Below are 17,363 nucleotides of genomic sequence, written 5' to 3' on the forward strand. Positions count from 1 at the left end.
CATAATGCACGGCTGCCGCTGGCCCGTGCCGACCCTGCGGGGAGCGCACGCCTGCACCTCTGGCCTTTTGCCCCGTTCGCCCTGAAGGCTGGGCGGATGAAGGAGATACGGGGCGTGGGTGTGCATCTGGTTGCTGACGTGAATGGAAAGACGGTATCGGATTATGCGCCGGAGGACGCGGCGTTGCTATGTGCGGTGGGGCGGCTGGTGTGCGCCTGGACCATGCTGGAACAGAGTCTGGAAACCAAGATTGCGCAATTGCGGGAGGCGATGGGCGACATCCGCACCGTCGGCGCCCGCACCCGGCCGGGCATGACCAAGCTGATGACCGAATTGCGGACCATGGTGGCGATGCGCGACCGCCGCAATGCCAGCGCGCTGACCGAAATAGCCGCTATCGAGCGGGACATGCAGCGGATCGACCGCTTCCGCGCGCTCATCATCCAGGGCTTTCACCAGCCCGCACCGGGCGGCTTCACCTGTCGCGATGGCCGCAACAATATCCAGCATATTGCGTTGGAACAGTTGGACAGCGAAATCGATGCGCTGGAAGTCGTCGCCAACCGCCTTCTCGCGGTCTGACCCGCGCCCTAAATCCATGCCGGGCGCTTGACCTTTGCCACAGGCGCGGCAATCCAGAGGCCGATCGCGCCAGTGTGAAGGGAATCCCATTTGACCAAGCCGATTCGTAAAGCCGTTTTTCCTGTCGCGGGGCTGGGGACGCGCTTTCTTCCTGCCACCAAGGCGGTGCCCAAGGAATTGTTGCCGGTCGTCGACCGGCCGCTGATCCAATATGCGGTGGACGAAGCGCGCGAGGCGGGGATCGAGCAGATGATCTTCGTCACCGGGCGCGGCAAGGGCGCGATCGAGGATTATTTCGACATCGCCTATGAAGCCGAAGCGACCCAGCGTGAACGGGGCAAGGATCTTTCGGCGCTGGACGGGACGCGGCTGGAACCGGGCAATGCGGTATTCATCCGCCAGCAGGAGCCGCTGGGCCTGGGCCATGCGATCTGGTGCGCGCGCACCATCGTCGGCGACGAACCCTTCGCCATCCTGCTGCCCGACGAATTCATGAAGGGCGCGCGCGGCAATGGCTGCATGAAGCAGATGGTCGACGCTTATGAAAGGGTCGGCGGCAATCTGGTCTGTGCGCTCGAAATCCCGATGGAAGACACGCCCAATTATGGCGTGATCGCGCCGGGTGCGCGCGACGGGGCGCTGACGCAAGTGACCGGACTGGTGGAAAAGCCCGCGCTCGGCACCGCGCCGTCGAACCTGATCGTGCCGGGCCGCTACATCCTCCAGCCCGATGTGATGCACATTCTGGAGACGCAGGAAAAGGGCGCGGGGGGCGAGATTCAGTTGACCGACGCCATGGCCGCGCTGATCGGCAGACAGCCCTTCCATGGCGTGACCTTCGATGGCCGCCGTTTCGACTGCGGTTCCAAGGCCGGCTATATCGAGGCCAATCTGGCGCTGGCGCTGGAGCGCCCCGACCTCAAGGACCATATTCGCGCCTTCGCCCAGGAAGAACTGGCGCGGTAGCCGAACCGGGCTGGCGCGCCGCGTTTGCAAAGGGCATCGCAGCCCATGAAAAAAGGCGGCATCCCGACCGGGAGCCGCCTTTTATGATGCCGGAGCGATGGCCGTCAGAACGGCACTTCGTCGTCCAGGTCGTTGTCGAAATTGGGGCTGCCTGCCCGGCCGGCGCCACTGCCCGCGCCGCCCGACGACCGGCCGCCGCCAAAGCCGCCGCCGCCCTGGCTGCCACCACCGAAATCGTCATAGTCGCCGCCGCCGAAGCCGCTCGATCCGCCCTGCCAGTCGCTCACGCCCTGCTGCGACCGGCCACCGCCACCATAGCCGCCGCCCTGGCCGCCACCACCGCCCGGCGCGCCGTCCAGCATGGTCAGCACCGATCCCAGGCCCTGCAACACGACTTCGGTGGTGTAACGATCATTGCCCTGCTGGTCCTGCCATTTGCGGGTGCGCAACTGGCCCTCGATATAGACTTTCGACCCCTTGCGCAGGAAGCGTTCGGCCACGCCGACCAGCCCTTCGGAAAAGATCGCGACGCTGTGCCACTCGGTGCGCTCCTTGCGCTCGCCGCTGTTGCGGTCTTTCCAGCTTTCGGACGTGGCGATGCGCAGATTGCACACCTTGCCGCCATTCTGGAAGCTCTTGACCTCCGGGTCGGCGCCCAGATTGCCGACCAGAATGACCTTGTTGACCGAGCCTGCCATGATTCCTCCGAAAGCGCCAAAGCGGCCGTTATAGTGCGGTCGGCGCTCCGGTCCAGAGTCAACCTAGGCCCAGCGCCACCGCCGTCCAGTAAGTGATGCCCGCCGCGACATAGGCCAGCGTGAACAGATAGCCGATCATGAATCCGGTCCATTTCCAGCCCGCCGTCTCCCGCCGCGTGACCGCGATGGTGGAAATGCATTGCGGCGCGAACACGAACCAGGCGAGGAAGGCGAGCGCCGTCGCCAGCGACCAGCGCCCTTGCAACCGCTCGCCCAGCCCCTTGTCCAGCGCTTCGACATCATCCTCGGCATCGATCGCATAGACGGTGGCGATGGCGGACACGGCGACTTCGCGCGCGGCCATCGACGGCAGCAGCGCCAGCGATATGTCGCGGTTGAAGCCGATCGGCGCGACCAGCAGGTGGATGCCGCCCGCGATCCGGCCGGCAATCGAATATTCGCTCTGCCGCACGCCGTCGGGCGCCTTGGGAAAGCTCATCAGCGCCCACAGGACGATGTTGGTGAACAGGATGATGGTGCCCGCGCGCTTCAGGAAGATGACGGCGCGCTGCCACAGGCCGATCAGCAGGTCCTGCGGCCGGGGCCACTGATATTTGGGCATTTCCATCAGGAAGCCGCTGCTCTGCCCCTTCGTCACGGTCAGCCGCAGCGCCCAGGCGGCGATCAGCGCGCCGACGATGCCAAAGACATAGAGCAGGAACATCACCAGCCCTTGCAGGCCGATCCCCGGTCCCACGTCCCGCGCCGGGATGAAGGCGCTGATGATCAGGCCATAGACCGGCAGCCGGGCCGAACAGGTCATCAGCGGCGCGATCAATATGGTGGTCAGCCGGTCCTTGGGGTCGGAAATGGTGCGCGTCGCCATGATCCCCGGCACCGCGCAGGCGAAGGAGGACAAGAGCGGGATGAAGGCCCGTCCCGACAGGCCGACCCGCGCCATCAGCCCGTCCATGATGAAGGCCGCGCGCGCCATATAGCCGGTCGCTTCCAGCATCAGGATGAAGAAGAAGAGGATCAGGATCTGCGGCAGGAACACGATCACCGCGCCCACGCCGCCGACCACGCCCTGCAACAGGAAATCGTGCAGAATGCCCGGCGGCAGCGTCGCCGTCACTGCTTCGCCCAGCGCCGTGACCCAGCCTTCCAGCAGGTCGGCGGGCGCGGAGGCCCAACTGAACACCGCCTGGAACATGACGAACAGCAGGGCGAGCAGGATCAGGAAGCCGGCAACGGGGTGCAGCAGCACCCGGTCCACCGCCGCCGTCAGCCGGCGCGACGGGGTTTCGCGCACGATCGCGGCGCGGGCGATCCGCCGCGCGTCGGTGCGGACCGCATCGAAATCCCGCACCGGCCCGGTGATATAGGGGGCGGGCGCGCCGTTCATCTGCCCTTCCAGCGCCTGGCGCAGATGGTCGAGGCCGCGCTTGCGCACCGCGACGGTCGACACCACCGGCACGCCCAGTTCGCGCGCCAGCACATTGGCGTCCAGTTCCAGCCCGTCGCGGGTGGCCAGATCGACCATGTTGAGCGCGACCACGGTGGGCAGGCCGAGCGCGATCAGCTCCAGCGCGAAGCGCAGATGATTGTCGAGGTTCGACGCATCCACCACCACGATCAGCGCGTCGGGGCGGCGTTCGCCCTCCTGCCGGCCCAGCACCACGTCGCGCGTCACCTGCTCGTCGGGGCTGGTCGGGTCCAGGCTGTATGTGCCGGGCAGGTCGACCAGCTCGACCGGGCGGCCGTCGGGCAATGACAGGCGGCCCGCCTTGCGCTCCACCGTGACGCCGGGATAATTGCCCAGCTTCTGCCGCGCGCCGGTCAGCGCGTTGAACAGGGCGCTCTTGCCCGCATTGGGATTGCCGACCAGCGCGACCAGGGGCAGGGCGCTCATGCGGCCTTTTCCGTTTCAGCCATTTCGGGGCCGGTCCGCACGGTGATGGCGGTGGCATGGGCGCGGCGCATCGCGATGGTCATGCGTCCGACCTTGCAGGCGATCGGTCCCTTGCCCAGGAATCCGCCATGGTGCAGCGCCTCGACACTGGCCCCTTCGCACAGGCCGAATTCGCGCAGCCGCTGGCCTTCCGACGGGGTCAGGGCGGCCCAGTCGATCCAGTCGACATAGGCGGGTTGGCGCAGGGGCAGGTCGGTCAAACGCAAGGGAAGGATACTCGCACTCTATTTCTGCGAGTGACTATCAATACCGATTGCGAAAGACCAGCGGGAATCGCGCGTCGATCAGATCGCCGGGTAACGCAGGCGCCCGATGAAGCGCGCAAGACTCAGCCGTTCGCCACCGCCTGCCCCTTTCACCGACGCCTTGAACTTTTCGAAGCGCATCACATTCTCGATCCGGCGCGCCAGGAAGGCGCGGCTGTCGGCATGTCCCTCGCTCTGGTCATCCACGAACACCATCAATGTCGCGGCATAGACGGCGGTGAGCGTCATGCGCTTGCTGTAATGGGCAAGGTCGGTTGCGGTGTCGCCGGCCGCGCGCCACATCGCATCCGCCGCGCGCCAGCCCAGCCGGGCGGAACGGACCGCGTTCGTCGGCAGCGCCAGGATCGCGATCGCGCGGCGCAAGGCTTCCCGGTCGGGTGCCAGCAAGGCCAGCCGCGCCTCGACCAGGGCCGTGATTTTCCTGCGGATCGACAGGGTCGCCAATCCATCGGCGGGCAGCGCGTCGATCATGCGGGCATCGATGCTGGCGAACCAGGCGTCGATCATGTCGATCGCGCCATCGGCAAAGGCCAGCCGGGCAATGTCGGCGTCAATGCCCTTTTCGGCCGCGGCCATCGCCACCGCCTGGGGCCGCCAGCCGTCAAAGGCGGCATGCCGTGCCAGCACCGGGGCCAGCATTGCCCGGATTTCGTCGAGGGTGAGGTCGGATATGTCGCTCATGGCCTGTATCTAGGCATGCTATCGCGGGCGCACAAGCGTTGGACTGGCAGGGTGGGGGTTGAACTCGGCCGATGGGCTTCCTAGCTGGCTGGGCACATCAATTCGCGTTGCAAAATGCAACCATGATTGAGGGAGATGACATGACGACCCTGTTCGACCCTATCCAGATCGGCGCGATTGCCGCGCCCAATCGTATCCTGATGGCGCCTTTGACCCGTGGCCGTGGCACAAGGGACCATGTGCCCACCCCGATCATGGTGGATTATTACCGCCAGCGCGCGTCGGCCGGCCTGATCATCAGCGAAGCGACCGGCATTTCGCGTCAGGGGCTGGGCTGGCCCTATGCGCCGGGCATCTGGTCGGATGAACAGGTCGCGGCGTGGCGGCCGGTGACGCAGGCGGTGCATGATGCGGGCGGGCGGATCATCGTCCAGCTCTGGCATATGGGGCGTCAGGTGCATAGCGCCGTGACCGGCGAGCAGCCGGTATCGTCCAGCGCCACCGCGACGGCGGGCGACGCCCATACATATGAAGGCAGGCAGCCGTTCGAAACCGCCCGTCCGCTGGGCGTCGATGAAATCCCCGGACTGATCGAAACCTATGTCGTGGCCGCGCGCAACGCGATCCGCGCCGGGTTCGACGGGGTGCAGATTCACGCCGCCAACGGCTATCTGATCGACCAGTTCCTGCGCGACAACGCCAATTTCCGCACCGACCAATATGGCGGCAGCATCGAAAACCGCGTGCGCCTGCTGCGCGAAGTGACGCAAGCGGTGGCCGATGCGATCGGCGCGGACAAGGTTTCGGTGCGCCTGTCGCCCAATGGCGATTCGCAGGGGGTGAACGACAGCGACCCCGCCAGCCTCTTCGCCCATGCCGCCGCTGTGCTGGACGCGATCGGCATCGCCTTTCTCGAACTGCGCGAACCCGGCCCGGACGGCACGTTCGGGCGAACCGACGTGCCGCGCCAGTCACCGCTGATTCGCCAGCATTTCAAGGGGCCGCTGGTGCTCAACAGCGACTATGATGTCGACCGGGCGCAGGCGGACCTGGACAGCGGCCTGGCCGACGCGATCAGCTTCGGCCGCCCGCTGATGGCCAATCCCGACCTGGTCGAACGCTTCCGCCAGGGCGCGCCGCTCAATCCGCCGCAGGACATGACGACCTGGTATGGGCCGGGCGAGAAGGGTTATACCGACTATCCGACGCTGGAGCAGGAAAAGGTGGACGCCTGACCCGCTGCCTGTCGGACAAGATGGATGGCCGGACAAGGAAGGGGGCGGTCAAACGCCCCCTTCTTCCTGCCTACATGCCAAAACGTTCGCGCAGCGCCAGCATGGCGATCGCCGCCTTGGCCGCTTCGCCGCCCTTGTCCTTCTGGTCGGGCCGCGCGCGCACCAGCGCCTGTTCCTCATTCTCGACCGTCAGGATGCCGTTGCCGATCGCGATCGCATCCATGCTGAGCGCCATCAGGCCGCGCGCGCTTTCGTTCGACACCACTTCGAAATGATAGGTTTCGCCGCGGATCACCACGCCGATGGCGACGAACCCGTCATAGCGGCCGCTTTCCGCCGCCAGCGCGATCGCGCCGGGGATTTCCAGCGCGCCCGGCACCGTCACCACGTCATATTTATGCCCCGCATCATCCAGCGCGGCTTTCGCCCCCTCGATCAGCAGGTCGTTCAGATGGTCGTAGAAGCGCGCTTCGACGATGAGGAATTTGGCCATGATGCGTGTCCTTACAGGTCGATGGGGCGATGTCCGACGACGGACAGGTCATACCCGTCCAGCGCCACGAGGCTGTGATGGCTGTTGGTCAGCAGGATCATGTCATGCACGCCCAGCTCCGCCAGCAATTGCGCGCCCACGCCATAGTCGCGCAGTTCATCCATCTCACCGGGCGCCACGCCGGTTTCGCGCTGAAGCGTCAGGCTCAATATGTCCTTTTCACTGCCGCGCAGCATCACGATCACGCCCGCGCCCTCCGCGCCGATAATCTCCATCGACCGCTGCAACAGGCTTTCGCGCGGCCCCTGCATCCCGCAAGTGTCGCTGAGCGGGGCGAACTGATGCATCCGCACCAATGTCGGCGAATCGGGATCGACATGGCCCTTTTGCAGCACCAGTTGCTCGCCCCGCGTCGCGCGGTTGTAATAGCTGATCGCCTTCCATTCGCCGCCCCACCGGCTGGTGAAGTTGGTCGCCACCCGCCGTTCGACCATATGGTCGTGCCGGCGCCGATAGGCGATCAGGTCGCGGATCGTGCCGATCTTCATCTTGTGCTTTTGCGCGAAGGGGATGAGGTCGTCGAGGCGCGCCATCGTGCCATCGTCCTTCATCACTTCGCAGATCACGCCGGACGGGTTCAGCCCGGCCAGCCGCGCCACGTCCACCGCCGCTTCGGTATGGCCCGTGCGCACCAGCACGCCGCCATCCTTGGCCACCAGCGGAAAGACATGGCCCGGCGTCACGATGTCGCCCTGGCCCTTCGACCCGTCGATCGCGACCGATATCGTGCGGGCGCGGTCGGCGGCGCTGATGCCGGTGGTCACACCCTCGCGCGCCTCGATCGACACGGTGAAGGCGGTTTCGTGCCGCGTCCCGTTGTTGCGGCTCATCAGGTCCAGGCCCAGTTCCTCGACCCGGCTTTTCGTCAGCGCAAGGCAGATGAGGCCACGGCCATGCGTCGCCATGAAATTGATCGCGTCCGGGGTCGCCATCTGCGCCGGGATGACCAGATCGCCTTCATTCTCGCGATCTTCGTCATCGACCAGGATGAACATGCGGCCATTGCGGGCCTCGTTGATGATTTCTTCGGGCGATGCGAGCGCGGTGCCGCCCTCGCGCTTGAGCAGATAGGCTTCCAGCTTGCCCAGCGTCTCGGCGGTCGGGTTCCAGTCCGCCTCGCCCAGCTTGCGCAGCGAATTGGCGTGGAGGCCGGCGGCGCGCGCCAGGCCGGAACGGGACATGCCGCCATCGGTGACGAGGCTGCGGACGGTATCAAGAAGCGCGGACGACATGGGAAACGACTCCTTCCCTCAATGGAATGGCGTCTATATCACATCGCAGTGTGAACATTGCAAGATGCAATCACATTGAACCTGTCGTCATCAGCCTTGCCGGGGCGGCCATCGCCGTCCCGCCCTCTCATAGCCTGCGCAGGCTCTGCATCCGGTCGAGATAGCGCGCCAGCACATCGATCTCCAGATTGAACGCGCGCCCGTCCGGCAACTGGTCCAGCGTCGTGGCGGCGGCGGTGTGGGGGATGATGTTCAGGCCGAAATGGACGCTGCCATCGGCCTGGTCCGACACGCTGTTGACGGTCAGCGAAATGCCGTCGAGCGTGATCGATCCCTTGGTCGCCAGCGCCGCGGCCAGGGCGGCGGGCGCGCGGATCGTCAGCCGGGTCGAATCGCCATCGGCCTGCGCCGACACCAGATGGCCGATGCCGTCGACATGGCCGGTGACGATATGGCCGCCCAGTTCGTCGCCGACCTTGAGCGCCCGCTCCAGGTTCAGCCGGCCGCCTTCCTGCCACAGGCCGGGCGCGGTGCGGGCGAGCGTTTCGGCCGACAGGTCGACCGCGAACCAGTCGGTGCCCTTGTCCACCACCGTCAGGCAGGCGCCCGAACAGGCGATCGACGCGCCGATCGCCACGCCGTCCATGGCATAGCTGCATCCGATCACCAGCCGCAGGTCGCCGCGCTGTTCATATGTGCGGATGGTCCCGATGTCGGTGATGATGCCGGTGAACATGCGTGCGTCCTGTGATGTGAAACGGAGCGTTGGAAAGGGGACTTAGGCGCTGCGAACCCGCTCGTAAACCTCCAGCCGATCCACGCCCAGCGCCCGCATGTCGATCAGCCGCCAGCGGCCATGGGCCTGCGTCAGGTCGGTCAGGCCAATGTCGCCAATCCCCGCCAGCCCCGCGCCGATGATGATCGGCGCGCGATAGAGCATCAGGCGATCGACCCGGTCGGCGCGCAGGAAAGCGGCGGCGGTGGCCGCGCCACCCTCGACCAGCAGATGGTCGACCCGGTCCAGCGTTGCAATGTCATCGGGCGTGGCGATCGGCGTCCAGCCTGCCGGCGCCGCGCCGCGCGTCAGCACCAACCGGCGCGGGGACCGATTCTCCAGCCCCGCCAGCCGCACGTCCAGCCGTGGCGCATCGGTGCGCAACGTGCCGCCGCCGACCAGTATCGCGTCATGCCTGGCCCGCTCCATATGGGCATGGGCACGCGCCTCCGGCCCGGTGATCCAGCGACTCGCCCCGTCGTCACGGGCGATGCGCCCGTCGAGCGACAGGCCCAGTTTCAAGGTGACATGCGGCCGTCCCAGCGTCTGGCGCAGTACGAAACCGGCCATCGCCCGTGCCGCCTCGTCGGCCATCAATCCCATGTCGACGCGCACGCCCCGGTCGCGCAGCCAGGCGGCGCCCTGTCCGTCGGTGCGCGGATCGGGATCACGCAGCGCGATCACGACGCGGGCAACCCCGGCACGGGCCATCAGGTCGGCGCAGCGCGGCCCGCGTGGCGACAGGTGGAAACAGGGTTCCAGCGTCACATAGGCCGTGGCCCCGCGCGCCCGATCCATCGCCTGCTCCAGCGCCTGCGCCTCGGCATGGGGGCGGCCGCCCTTCTGGGTCCAGCCGCGCCCGACGACATGGCCATCCCGCACGATCAGGCAGCCGACATTGGGATTGGGGGTGGAAAGCCCGCGCCCGCGCCCCGACAGGGCGATGGCGGCGGCCATGTAGCGCCGGTCCTGGGCGGGCGAGGGTGACGTGCTCAGGGCTGGGCGGCTCCCGCCGGCGGCGCGCCGCCGGCTTTGGGCGCGCCCTTCTCGGTCGCTTCCGCCCTGGCCAGCCGCTCGTCCAGCAGGGCGTCGATCTGCTTGACCGCCTCCTTGCGCCGGGCGCTGTTGCGGGCTTCCTCCTCGCGCCATTCGATGCCAAAGGCATCGGCGAAGCCCTGCATCTTCTTCTGCTGCTTGATCAACGCCGCCTCGCGCTTGGCGAAGTCGATCTTCTGTTGCAGGATGATCGCCGCGTCCGATCGGTTCGCGTCCCAGCTCTGGACATAGATGATCTTGTTGCGGGTCGGCATCGTGTTGGTGTTCGCGTCGACGATGAACGCCCAGATGATCACATAGGTCAGGGCCGCGGAAAGGCCGAGCAGCGGCCATTTATGCTGACGCTGCTGCCTGAAATAGCCCCAGAAGTCGCCAAGCGCATTTTTGGGGGAAACGGGACGGGGAAAGATCGCCATGCCGCCCTTATAGGGCAGCGCGCCCGCAGATGCAAAATGGTCCATGATTCTTCCATGGGACCGGGATCGCCCTCCCGGTCCTCCGTTCAAAGAGAGGGGGGGAGGGCGCCCTGGCTGTCATCGCTCCGTCAGCGTGAAGCGCACCGTCAATGTCTTGGATGACGCCACCGGCACCCCGTCGCGCGTCGCTGGCCGGAACCGCCATGTGCGCAGCGCGTGGCGCTGGGTCGCCAGCCAGAAGCGCTCGTCTGTGGCGGCGATCTTCTCGATGCCGCTGACGCGCCCGTCCGCATCGATCAGGACGCGCACCGTCACTTTGCCCTCCAGTCCCTGGCGAATCATTGCGCCGGGATAATCGGGCTGGAATGCGGGCAGCGCGCGCGGGTCGATCTGCGGTTCGGTCAGCACCGGCTCGGCGATCGGCGGCGGCGGTGGAACATAGGGCGGGGTCGGGCCGGTGCCCGCACCGCTGCCCTCCGTTCTGGTCAGCGGCGGGTCGCCCTTGGGCAGGTCGGTCAGCGGGTCGGTGACGGTCGGCCGGTCACGCGGCGGCTGCCGGGTCTGGACCCTGGCATCGGTCTTGTCGTCGATGACCGGATCGGGCGGCTTGGGGAGGGGAATGTTCACGGTTTCGATCGGCGGCGAAGGGGTGAATATATCGATCGCCTCCTTGGGGATCAGCAGGAACGCCCCGATCACCACTGCATGGACCGCCACTGTGCCGCCCAGTCCCAGCGGCGACTTGCGCCCCGCGCCATAGCGCGATCCGCTGTCCTGCTGCCTGAACTGCGCCCGTCCAGCCTCTGCCCGTCCTGTCTCTGTCTGCCCTGATCCCACCATAATGAGTCGCATCGTCCGGCTCCTCTGTCCGCATCCTCTCCCGCACCGCCCGATGGATCGGGACTCCATGGCAGGATGAAATGATACAACATCAAATAATGATATGTTGCAACATTAATTTACAATGCCGGCAATATGGGGCAGGCGCCCTTTTCCAGGGACCGTCACGCCGATGCAGAATGTGTTTTAGCTGTACCACTCGCTGTAACGCTTAACGCCCTGCGGGGCCGCCCGGCAGCTTATAGCAGCCTGTCGATCGCATGCAGGACCAGGCCGACCAGCCCCCCGACCAGCGTACCGTTGACGCGGATATATTGCAGGTCGCGCCCGACCGCATGTTCCAGCCGACTGGTGACGGTGCCCGCGTCCCAGCCGCGCACCGTATCGCTGACCAGCCGCACGATCGCGTCGCCATAGCTGGCGGTCGCGCCCACCGCCGCCCGCCGCACGAACCGGTTGATGACCAGCCGCAGCCGCGCTTCCTGCTGCACCGTGCCGCCCAGCGTCCTCAGCGCCTCGCCCAGCCGTCCCGCCATCGCCCTGCCCGGATCGCGCACCGCGCGCAGCAGCCCGGCGCGTGCCTGTTCCCACATGCCTTCGATCCAGCGTTGCATGGCCGGATTGTCCACGATCTCGTCACGCAACTTCGCCACCTTGGCCTGCATCTCCAGGTCGAATTGCAGGTCGAAGGCGAGCTTGGCCATGCCCTCCTCCGCCTTCAGCCGCAGCGGATGGCCCGGATCGGCGGCCATGTCGGCCAGCAGCTTGCGCAGCCCGGACAGGATCGCGTCGGCCAGATTTTCGTCCAGCCCCGTCCAGCGCAGCACCTTGCCCGCACGCTCATGCACCATCTGGCGGATCACAGGCTCGTTCGCCTCCAGCGTGCGGTCCGCCCAATGGATGATGCTGTCCATCACCGGGGCATGGCGGCCATCGCGCATCGCCGCCTCGATCGCCTGTCCTGCCAGCGGGCCGATGTTGATGGCGCGCAGGCGCTGGCCGATCGCGCCTTTCACCATGCCGCCCAGCCGTTCCTGGTCCAGCGCCTCCAGCACATCGGCGATCAGCCGGGACGCGCCTTCGCGCAACCGTCCGTCGCCGCCCGACGGACTGGCCAGGAAACGTCCGGCGGCGGCGGCCACATCCACATGGCGCATCCGCCGCGCGACCACGGCCGGGGTCAGGAAATTGTCGCGCAGGAACAGGGCCAGCGTGTCGCCGATCCGGTCCTTGTTGCGCGGGATGATCGCGGTGTGGGGGATGGGCAGGCCCAACGGATGCCGGAACAGCGCCGTCACCGCGAACCAGTCGGCCAGGCCGCCCACCATTGCCGCTTCGGCAAAGGCCTGGACGAAGCCGATGGCGGGGTGGAGATGGGCGGTGGCGCGGGCCGTGACGAACAGCGCCGCCATCGCCACCAGCATCCCTGTGGCCATCACCCGCATCCGTCGTGCGGGATGGGGGGGCAGCACCTCTCTGGGCCGGGGGATGCGAAGCAGCGTCATGACCGTCAAACGGTTACGCCGCCGTTTCGTTCAGGCAAGCCCTTCTTTTGCCGGGCCGGCACACTCTGCCGGCCCGCGGCTTCATTCGGCGGGCTGGACCGGACGGTCCCTGTCGTCGCCCGGCTTGTAGGTCAGCAGCCCCCGGCCCAGTCGCGGCCCGACCCAGCTTTCGATCGCGACCGCCAGGCTGAACGTCGCCGGCACGATCACCAGCGTCAGCACCGTCGACAGCAGCAGGCCGCCGATCACGGTGATCCCCATCGGCGCGCGCCACGCCCCGTCGCCCGACAGCGACAGGGCCGTGGGCACCATGCCCGCGACCATCGCCACCGTGGTCATCACGATCGGCTGGGCGCGCTTGTGCCCGGCGTCGACGATCGCCTCGAACTTGGGCACGCCCTTTTCCATCTCCTCCAGCGCGAAGTCGATGACGAGGATCGAATTTTTCGCCACGATGCCCAGCAGCATCAGCAACCCGATCAGCACCGGCATGGAAATGGGCTGGCCCGCGATATGCAGCGCCAGCGCACCGCCCAGCGGCGCCAGCAGCAACGACCCCAGATTGACGAAGGGCGGCATGATCCGCTTGTATAGCAGCACCAGCACCGCCAGCACCAGCAGGATGCCGGCAAAGACGGCGATGACGAAATTCTGGAGCATTTCGCCCTGCCATTTGGCGTCGCCCGCGTTGATCTTCTGCACGCCCTGGATCTTGCCGTCGTTGATCGCCTTCATCAGGGGCAGGGCGTTGATCTTCTGCATCGCCTGGCTGGTGACGACGCCCGGCGCCAGGTCCGCGCCCACGACGATGCGGCGGATCTGGTTGTAGCGACGGATCTGTGTCGGCCCCGCGCCGAAGCTGATGTCGGCTATCACCTTGAGCGGGACCGATCCGCCATTGACGGTGGGCACCGGCATGTTCTCGATCGTGCCGATATCCTTGCGGCTGTCCTCGGCGATCGACACGCGAATCGGAATCTGGCGATCGGACAGGGAAAATTTGGCGACATTCTGGTCGATGTCGCCGATCGTCGCGATGCGGATCGACTGGCTGAGCGCGGCCGTCGTCACGCCCAGGCTGGCGGCCAGGTCCAGCCGCGGCTTGATGATGATCTCCGGCCGCTGCATGTCACCCTGCACGCGGGGCGCGCGCAGTTCGGGAATGCGCGCCATTTCCGCGACCAACTGGTTGGCGGTGCGATCCAGCTTGTCGGGATCGTCGGACCCGAACATCATGATGATGTCACGGCCGAAACCGCCGCCCGACTGCGACTGGAAATTGACCCGCGCGTCGGCGATGGTCTGGAACTGGGGCGCAATCTTGCGTTCCCAGTCGACCGAACTGATCGGCCGGTCCTTCCGCAATGTCAGGTAGATGTCGGCCGTGGTCGGTTCGATCTCGGCAAAGGCGGTGTCGACCACGGCGCTGTCGGCGACCAGCATGTCGGCGACCTTGCGGGTGATGGCGGTCGTCTGCGCCAATGTGCTGCCGGGCACGGTCTCGATCTTGACCTGGCTGAAATCGGTGTTGGTGGTCGGCTGGAAGGTCATGGGCAGCGTGGCAAAGGCGATGATCGTCGCGACAAAGGCCAGAAAGCCGATGCCCACGGTCCAGACACGATGGTCCAGGAACAGGCTGGTGAAACGCCGCCAGCCGCCCCGCGCGCGATGGGCGATCGCCCTGCGTTCGTCCAGCGACCAGCGCAGGATGCTCATATAACGGTCCATCAGCCAGCCTTCGCCGTGACTTTCCTCGCCATGGGCCTTGAGGAAATAGGCGGCGATCATCGGCGTGATGAGGCGCGCGACGGCCAGGCTCATCAGGACCGAAACCACCACGGTCATGCCGAACTGGATGAAGAACTGACCCGAAATGCCGGGCATCAGCGCGACCGGCAGGAACACCGCGACGATCGCCATGGTGGTCGCCAGCACGGCAAGGCCGATCTCGTCCGCCGCATCGATCGACGCCTGATAGGCGGATTTGCCCATCCGCATATGGCGCACGATATTCTCGATCTCCACGATCGCGTCATCGACCAGCACGCCCGCCACCAGGCTCAATGCCAGCAGCGAAATGCCGTTCAGCGTGAAGCCCATCATGTCCATGAACCAGAAGGCGGGGATCGCGGACAAGGGGATGGCCAGCGCGGATATGGCGGTCGCGCGCCAGTCGCGCAGGAACAGGAATACGATCACGACCGCCAGCACCGCGCCCTCGATCATCGCGGCCATGGCCGAATGATATTGTTCCTTGGTGTAGCCGACGCTGGTGTAGAGTTCCTTGAACTGGACCTTGGGATTTTCCTTCCTGAGCTGGTCCAGTATCTTCATCGCATCATCATAGACGGTGACGTCGGATGCGCCCTTGGCCTTTTCCACGCTGAAACTGGTGACTTGCCGCCCGTTCATCAGCGCCAGGCTGCGCTGTTCGGCATACATGTCGCGCACCTGCGCGATGTCGGACAGCTTGACCGTGCGCGCGCCGCTGATCGCGATCTGGGTCGCGCCCAGGTCGCGCGCGTTGCGGGCGTTGCCCAGCACGCGGATCGATTGTTCGGCGCCGGCGATCTCGGTGCGGCCGCCGGCCGCGTTCAGGTTGACCTGGCTGAGCTGCTGGTTGACCTGGGCGGCGGTGATGCCGAATGCCTGGAGCTTGGCCGGGTCCAGGATGACGCGAATTTCGCGGCTGACGCCGCCACTGCGATTGATCGCCGCCATGCCGCTGACCGACAACAGCCGTTTGGCCACCGTATTGTCGACATACCAGGACAGTTCTTCCAGCGTCATGTCGCTGGTTTCGGCGCTGAAAAAGGCGATCGGCCCGCCATCAATGTCGATGCGCGTGACCTGCGGCTCCAATATGCCTTCGGGCAGGTCGCTGCGAATCTGGTCCACGGCGTTCTTCACGTCGCTGACGGCGCGATCGACGGGCGTGCCGATCTGGAACTGCACGTTCGTGAGCGACCGGCCCTCTGACGCGAAGGACGTGATCTCATCGACGCCGCTGATGCCGCGGACCGCCGCCTCGATCCGCTGTGTGACCTGCGTTTCCAGTTCGGTCGGCGCGGCGCCCGGCTGGCTGACGACGACGCTGACGGCCGGGAAGCTGATGTCGGGATTATTGTTGACGTCCATCCGGCTGAAACTGACCAGCCCCGCCAGCAGCAGGGCGGCGAACATCACCAGCGGCGTCACCGGGTTGCGGATCGCCCATGCGGAAATATTGCGAAAATTCATGACGGGCTTCCTTCACCGGACGCGCTGGCGCGTCCGTCCAACCTGTGCCGGAGGCAGCAGCGCGCCCCTCCATCTGTTCCCGCGCGTCGCCGCGCGCATCGCCGTTACGGGCAGGCGCCACCGGCGCGCCGCCCCTATCGGATCTTCAACAATTCCGGCTTCACCTTCTGCCCCGGCGTCAGGAAGGCGGCGGCAGAGGTGACGACGCTTTCGGCGCCGGAAATGCCACTGGTCACGGCAACCCCGGCGTCGGACACCTGGCCGACGGTCACATCGCGCCGCTCCACCTGATTCCTGCCGTTGATGATATAGACATAGCTGCCCTTGGGGTCGCTCTGCACCGCGGATTCGGGCAGCAGCGGGGCGCTGCCGGACCCGCTGGTGATCGTCGCGGCGGCGAAGCCGCCAGGGCGGATCGCGGCATTATAGGGGACCGCGATGCGCGCTATGCCCTGACGGGTCTGCGGGTCCACGACCGGCGACACCTGCCAGATGCGACCGGCGAATTGCGTCTTGCTGCCGACCGGCGTTACGGTCGCGCCATTGCCGGGGCGCAGCGTCGCCAGATCGCCCTCGGCCACCTGCGCCTGCATTTCCATTTCGCCATCCCTGGCCATGCGGAACAGCGCACCGCCGCCGGCCTGGACGATCTGGCCCGGCTCGACCGATCGGGTCAGCACCAGCCCGGCGGCGGGCGCGCGGATGTCCAGCCGCCCGGTGCGGGCGCGCTGTTCGGCAAGCTGGGCGGCGGCGACATTGACGCGCGCCTGGGCGGCGTCGCGCGTCGCGGTGCGCTGGTCGATGTCGGCGGCGCTGATGAAGCCGCGTCCGACCAGCGCCTTGGCGCGATCGAGCTGCGCCTGCGCCAGCTTCGCGTCGGCGCGGGCCACCTCCACCTGCGCGGCCAGCGACCGGACCTGCTCGGTCTGAACCGATCGTTCGACAGTGGCCAGCACCTGCCCGGCGCGAACCCAGTCGCCCGGCTGCACCAGCACCTGGCTCACCATGCCGCCTTCACCGACCACGCCGACGGGCATGTCGACTCGTGCGGCCAGCGATCCGGTCGCCGTCACGGTGCGGGCGACGGTCGACTGGCCGGGCCGCAGCACGGTGACGACGGGCACCTGCGCGCCGGGCGGCGGGGCCGCCGCCTTGTCGCCCCGCATCGATATCCAGGCCGCCACAGCCACCAGCAGCACGGCCGCGCCCCCGCCGATCAGCATCAGCCGATTGCGGCGTCGGGGCGACACATGCTCGTCGATGACGACCGCTGAGTCGCCCAGCAGTTGGGTTTCGTAATTCATGCCGCTTCTCGTCTTTCCGGCGCTTCGCCCCTGTGGACGACT

General features: G+C 66.7%; 16 protein-coding genes. 3 read left to right on the forward strand and 13 right to left on the reverse strand.

What is annotated here, in order from left to right; genetic code table 11:
• Nucleotides 1-96: 96 nt before the first annotated feature.
• Both Q4610_RS12625 and Q4610_RS12630 read left to right on the forward strand, forming a co-directional pair.
• Nucleotides 97-582: a hypothetical protein gene (locus Q4610_RS12625; RefSeq protein WP_304536319.1), complete on the forward strand. Its 486-nt coding sequence runs from the start codon at nt 97-99 to the stop codon at nt 580-582.
• Nucleotides 583-672: 90 nt separating this feature from the next.
• On the forward strand, nt 673-1,548 hold the full coding sequence (locus Q4610_RS12630) for a UTP--glucose-1-phosphate uridylyltransferase (protein WP_304536320.1): 876 nt from the start codon (nt 673-675) through the stop codon (nt 1,546-1,548).
• Nucleotides 1,549-1,652: 104 nt separating this feature from the next.
• On the opposite strand, the gene ssb is transcribed toward Q4610_RS12630, so the two are convergent.
• The 4 genes from ssb to Q4610_RS12650 all read right to left on the reverse strand — a co-directional run bounded on the left by ssb (nt 1,653) and on the right by Q4610_RS12650 (nt 5,165).
• The gene (gene ssb / locus Q4610_RS12635) at nt 1,653-2,246 is read right to left on the reverse strand and encodes a single-stranded DNA-binding protein (RefSeq protein ID WP_304536321.1); all 594 of its coding nucleotides are present in this window, start codon (nt 2,244-2,246) and stop codon (nt 1,653-1,655) included.
• Between the two features lie 58 nt (nt 2,247-2,304).
• Nucleotides 2,305-4,158, reverse strand: a complete 1,854-nt coding sequence (gene feoB / locus Q4610_RS12640) for a ferrous iron transporter B (RefSeq protein ID WP_304536322.1) — start codon at nt 4,156-4,158, stop codon at nt 2,305-2,307.
• Nucleotides 4,155-4,424: a FeoA family protein gene (locus Q4610_RS12645; protein ID WP_304536323.1), complete on the reverse strand. Its 270-nt coding sequence runs from the start codon at nt 4,422-4,424 to the stop codon at nt 4,155-4,157. Before Q4610_RS12645 ends, feoB begins: the two co-directional genes overlap by 4 nt.
• Nucleotides 4,425-4,502: 78 nt before the next feature.
• Nucleotides 4,503-5,165 carry a COQ9 family protein gene (locus tag Q4610_RS12650; protein WP_304536324.1) on the reverse strand — a complete coding sequence of 221 codons (663 nt, stop codon included), beginning with the start codon at nt 5,163-5,165 and terminating at the stop codon, nt 4,503-4,505.
• A 140-nt stretch (nt 5,166-5,305) separates the two neighbouring features.
• Between Q4610_RS12650 and Q4610_RS12655 the strand changes: the two genes are divergently transcribed.
• On the forward strand, nt 5,306-6,400 hold the full coding sequence (locus tag Q4610_RS12655; RefSeq protein WP_304536325.1) for an alkene reductase: 1,095 nt from the start codon (nt 5,306-5,308) through the stop codon (nt 6,398-6,400).
• A gap of 70 nt (nt 6,401-6,470) precedes the next feature.
• Here the strand turns inward: Q4610_RS12655 and ribH are convergent, their stop codons facing one another.
• The 9 genes from ribH to Q4610_RS12700 all read right to left on the reverse strand — a co-directional run bounded on the left by ribH (nt 6,471) and on the right by Q4610_RS12700 (nt 17,321).
• The gene (gene ribH / locus Q4610_RS12660) at nt 6,471-6,893 is read right to left on the reverse strand and encodes a 6,7-dimethyl-8-ribityllumazine synthase (RefSeq protein ID WP_304536326.1); all 423 of its coding nucleotides are present in this window, start codon (nt 6,891-6,893) and stop codon (nt 6,471-6,473) included.
• A gap of 11 nt (nt 6,894-6,904) precedes the next feature.
• Nucleotides 6,905-8,185: a 3,4-dihydroxy-2-butanone-4-phosphate synthase gene (gene ribB / locus Q4610_RS12665; protein ID WP_304536327.1), complete on the reverse strand. Its 1,281-nt coding sequence runs from the start codon at nt 8,183-8,185 to the stop codon at nt 6,905-6,907.
• A 127-nt stretch (nt 8,186-8,312) separates the two neighbouring features.
• Nucleotides 8,313-8,921, reverse strand: coding sequence for a riboflavin synthase (locus Q4610_RS12670; RefSeq protein ID WP_304536328.1), 609 nt, complete (start codon nt 8,919-8,921; stop codon nt 8,313-8,315).
• A gap of 42 nt (nt 8,922-8,963) precedes the next feature.
• On the reverse strand, nt 8,964-9,956 hold the full coding sequence (gene ribD / locus Q4610_RS12675; protein ID WP_304536507.1) for a bifunctional diaminohydroxyphosphoribosylaminopyrimidine deaminase/5-amino-6-(5-phosphoribosylamino)uracil reductase RibD: 993 nt from the start codon (nt 9,954-9,956) through the stop codon (nt 8,964-8,966).
• A complete protein-coding gene (locus Q4610_RS12680; RefSeq protein ID WP_304536329.1) occupies nt 9,953-10,477 on the reverse strand; it encodes a hypothetical protein in 525 nt (174 codons plus the stop codon). The genes ribD and Q4610_RS12680 overlap by 4 nt, the downstream gene beginning before the upstream one ends.
• A gap of 72 nt (nt 10,478-10,549) precedes the next feature.
• A complete protein-coding gene (locus Q4610_RS12685) occupies nt 10,550-11,284 on the reverse strand; it encodes an energy transducer TonB (RefSeq protein ID WP_304536330.1) in 735 nt (244 codons plus the stop codon).
• 227 nt (nt 11,285-11,511) lie between these two features.
• The gene (locus Q4610_RS12690; RefSeq protein ID WP_304536331.1) at nt 11,512-12,777 is read right to left on the reverse strand and encodes a DUF445 domain-containing protein; all 1,266 of its coding nucleotides are present in this window, start codon (nt 12,775-12,777) and stop codon (nt 11,512-11,514) included.
• Nucleotides 12,778-12,858: 81 nt separating this feature from the next.
• Nucleotides 12,859-16,017 (reverse strand): efflux RND transporter permease subunit, encoded by a 3,159-nt coding sequence (locus tag Q4610_RS12695; RefSeq protein ID WP_304536332.1) that lies wholly within the window; start codon nt 16,015-16,017, stop codon nt 12,859-12,861.
• A gap of 134 nt (nt 16,018-16,151) precedes the next feature.
• Nucleotides 16,152-17,321: an efflux RND transporter periplasmic adaptor subunit gene (locus Q4610_RS12700; RefSeq protein ID WP_304536333.1), complete on the reverse strand. Its 1,170-nt coding sequence runs from the start codon at nt 17,319-17,321 to the stop codon at nt 16,152-16,154.
• Between the last annotated feature and the right edge of the window lie 42 nt (nt 17,322-17,363).

The sequence above is a fragment of the Sphingobium cyanobacteriorum genome, from assembly GCF_030580935.1.
Classification (GTDB): Bacteria; Pseudomonadota; Alphaproteobacteria; order Sphingomonadales; family Sphingomonadaceae; genus Sphingobium; species Sphingobium cyanobacteriorum.

Excerpts from the sequence above, each read along its gene's own strand:
- Q4610_RS12625 (WP_304536319.1), top strand. The coding sequence starts at position 97 with ATGAAGGAGATACGGGGCGTGGGTGTGCATCTGGTTGCTGACGTGAAT.
- ssb (WP_304536321.1), bottom strand. The coding sequence starts at position 2,246 with ATGGCAGGCTCGGTCAACAAGGTCATTCTGGTCGGCAATCTGGGCGCC.
- feoB (WP_304536322.1), bottom strand. The coding sequence starts at position 4,158 with ATGAGCGCCCTGCCCCTGGTCGCGCTGGTCGGCAATCCCAATGCGGGC.
- Q4610_RS12650 (WP_304536324.1), bottom strand. The coding sequence starts at position 5,165 with ATGAGCGACATATCCGACCTCACCCTCGACGAAATCCGGGCAATGCTG.
- Q4610_RS12655 (WP_304536325.1), top strand. The coding sequence starts at position 5,306 with ATGACGACCCTGTTCGACCCTATCCAGATCGGCGCGATTGCCGCGCCC.
- ribH (WP_304536326.1), bottom strand. The coding sequence starts at position 6,893 with ATGGCCAAATTCCTCATCGTCGAAGCGCGCTTCTACGACCATCTGAAC.
- ribB (WP_304536327.1), bottom strand. The coding sequence starts at position 8,185 with ATGTCGTCCGCGCTTCTTGATACCGTCCGCAGCCTCGTCACCGATGGC.
- Q4610_RS12670 (WP_304536328.1), bottom strand. The coding sequence starts at position 8,921 with ATGTTCACCGGCATCATCACCGACATCGGGACCATCCGCACATATGAA.
- Q4610_RS12680 (WP_304536329.1), bottom strand. The coding sequence starts at position 10,477 with ATGGACCATTTTGCATCTGCGGGCGCGCTGCCCTATAAGGGCGGCATG.
- Q4610_RS12685 (WP_304536330.1), bottom strand. The coding sequence starts at position 11,284 with ATGCGACTCATTATGGTGGGATCAGGGCAGACAGAGACAGGACGGGCA.
- Q4610_RS12690 (WP_304536331.1), bottom strand. The coding sequence starts at position 12,777 with ATGACGCTGCTTCGCATCCCCCGGCCCAGAGAGGTGCTGCCCCCCCAT.
- Q4610_RS12695 (WP_304536332.1), bottom strand. The coding sequence starts at position 16,017 with ATGAATTTTCGCAATATTTCCGCATGGGCGATCCGCAACCCGGTGACG.
- Q4610_RS12700 (WP_304536333.1), bottom strand. The coding sequence starts at position 17,321 with ATGAATTACGAAACCCAACTGCTGGGCGACTCAGCGGTCGTCATCGAC.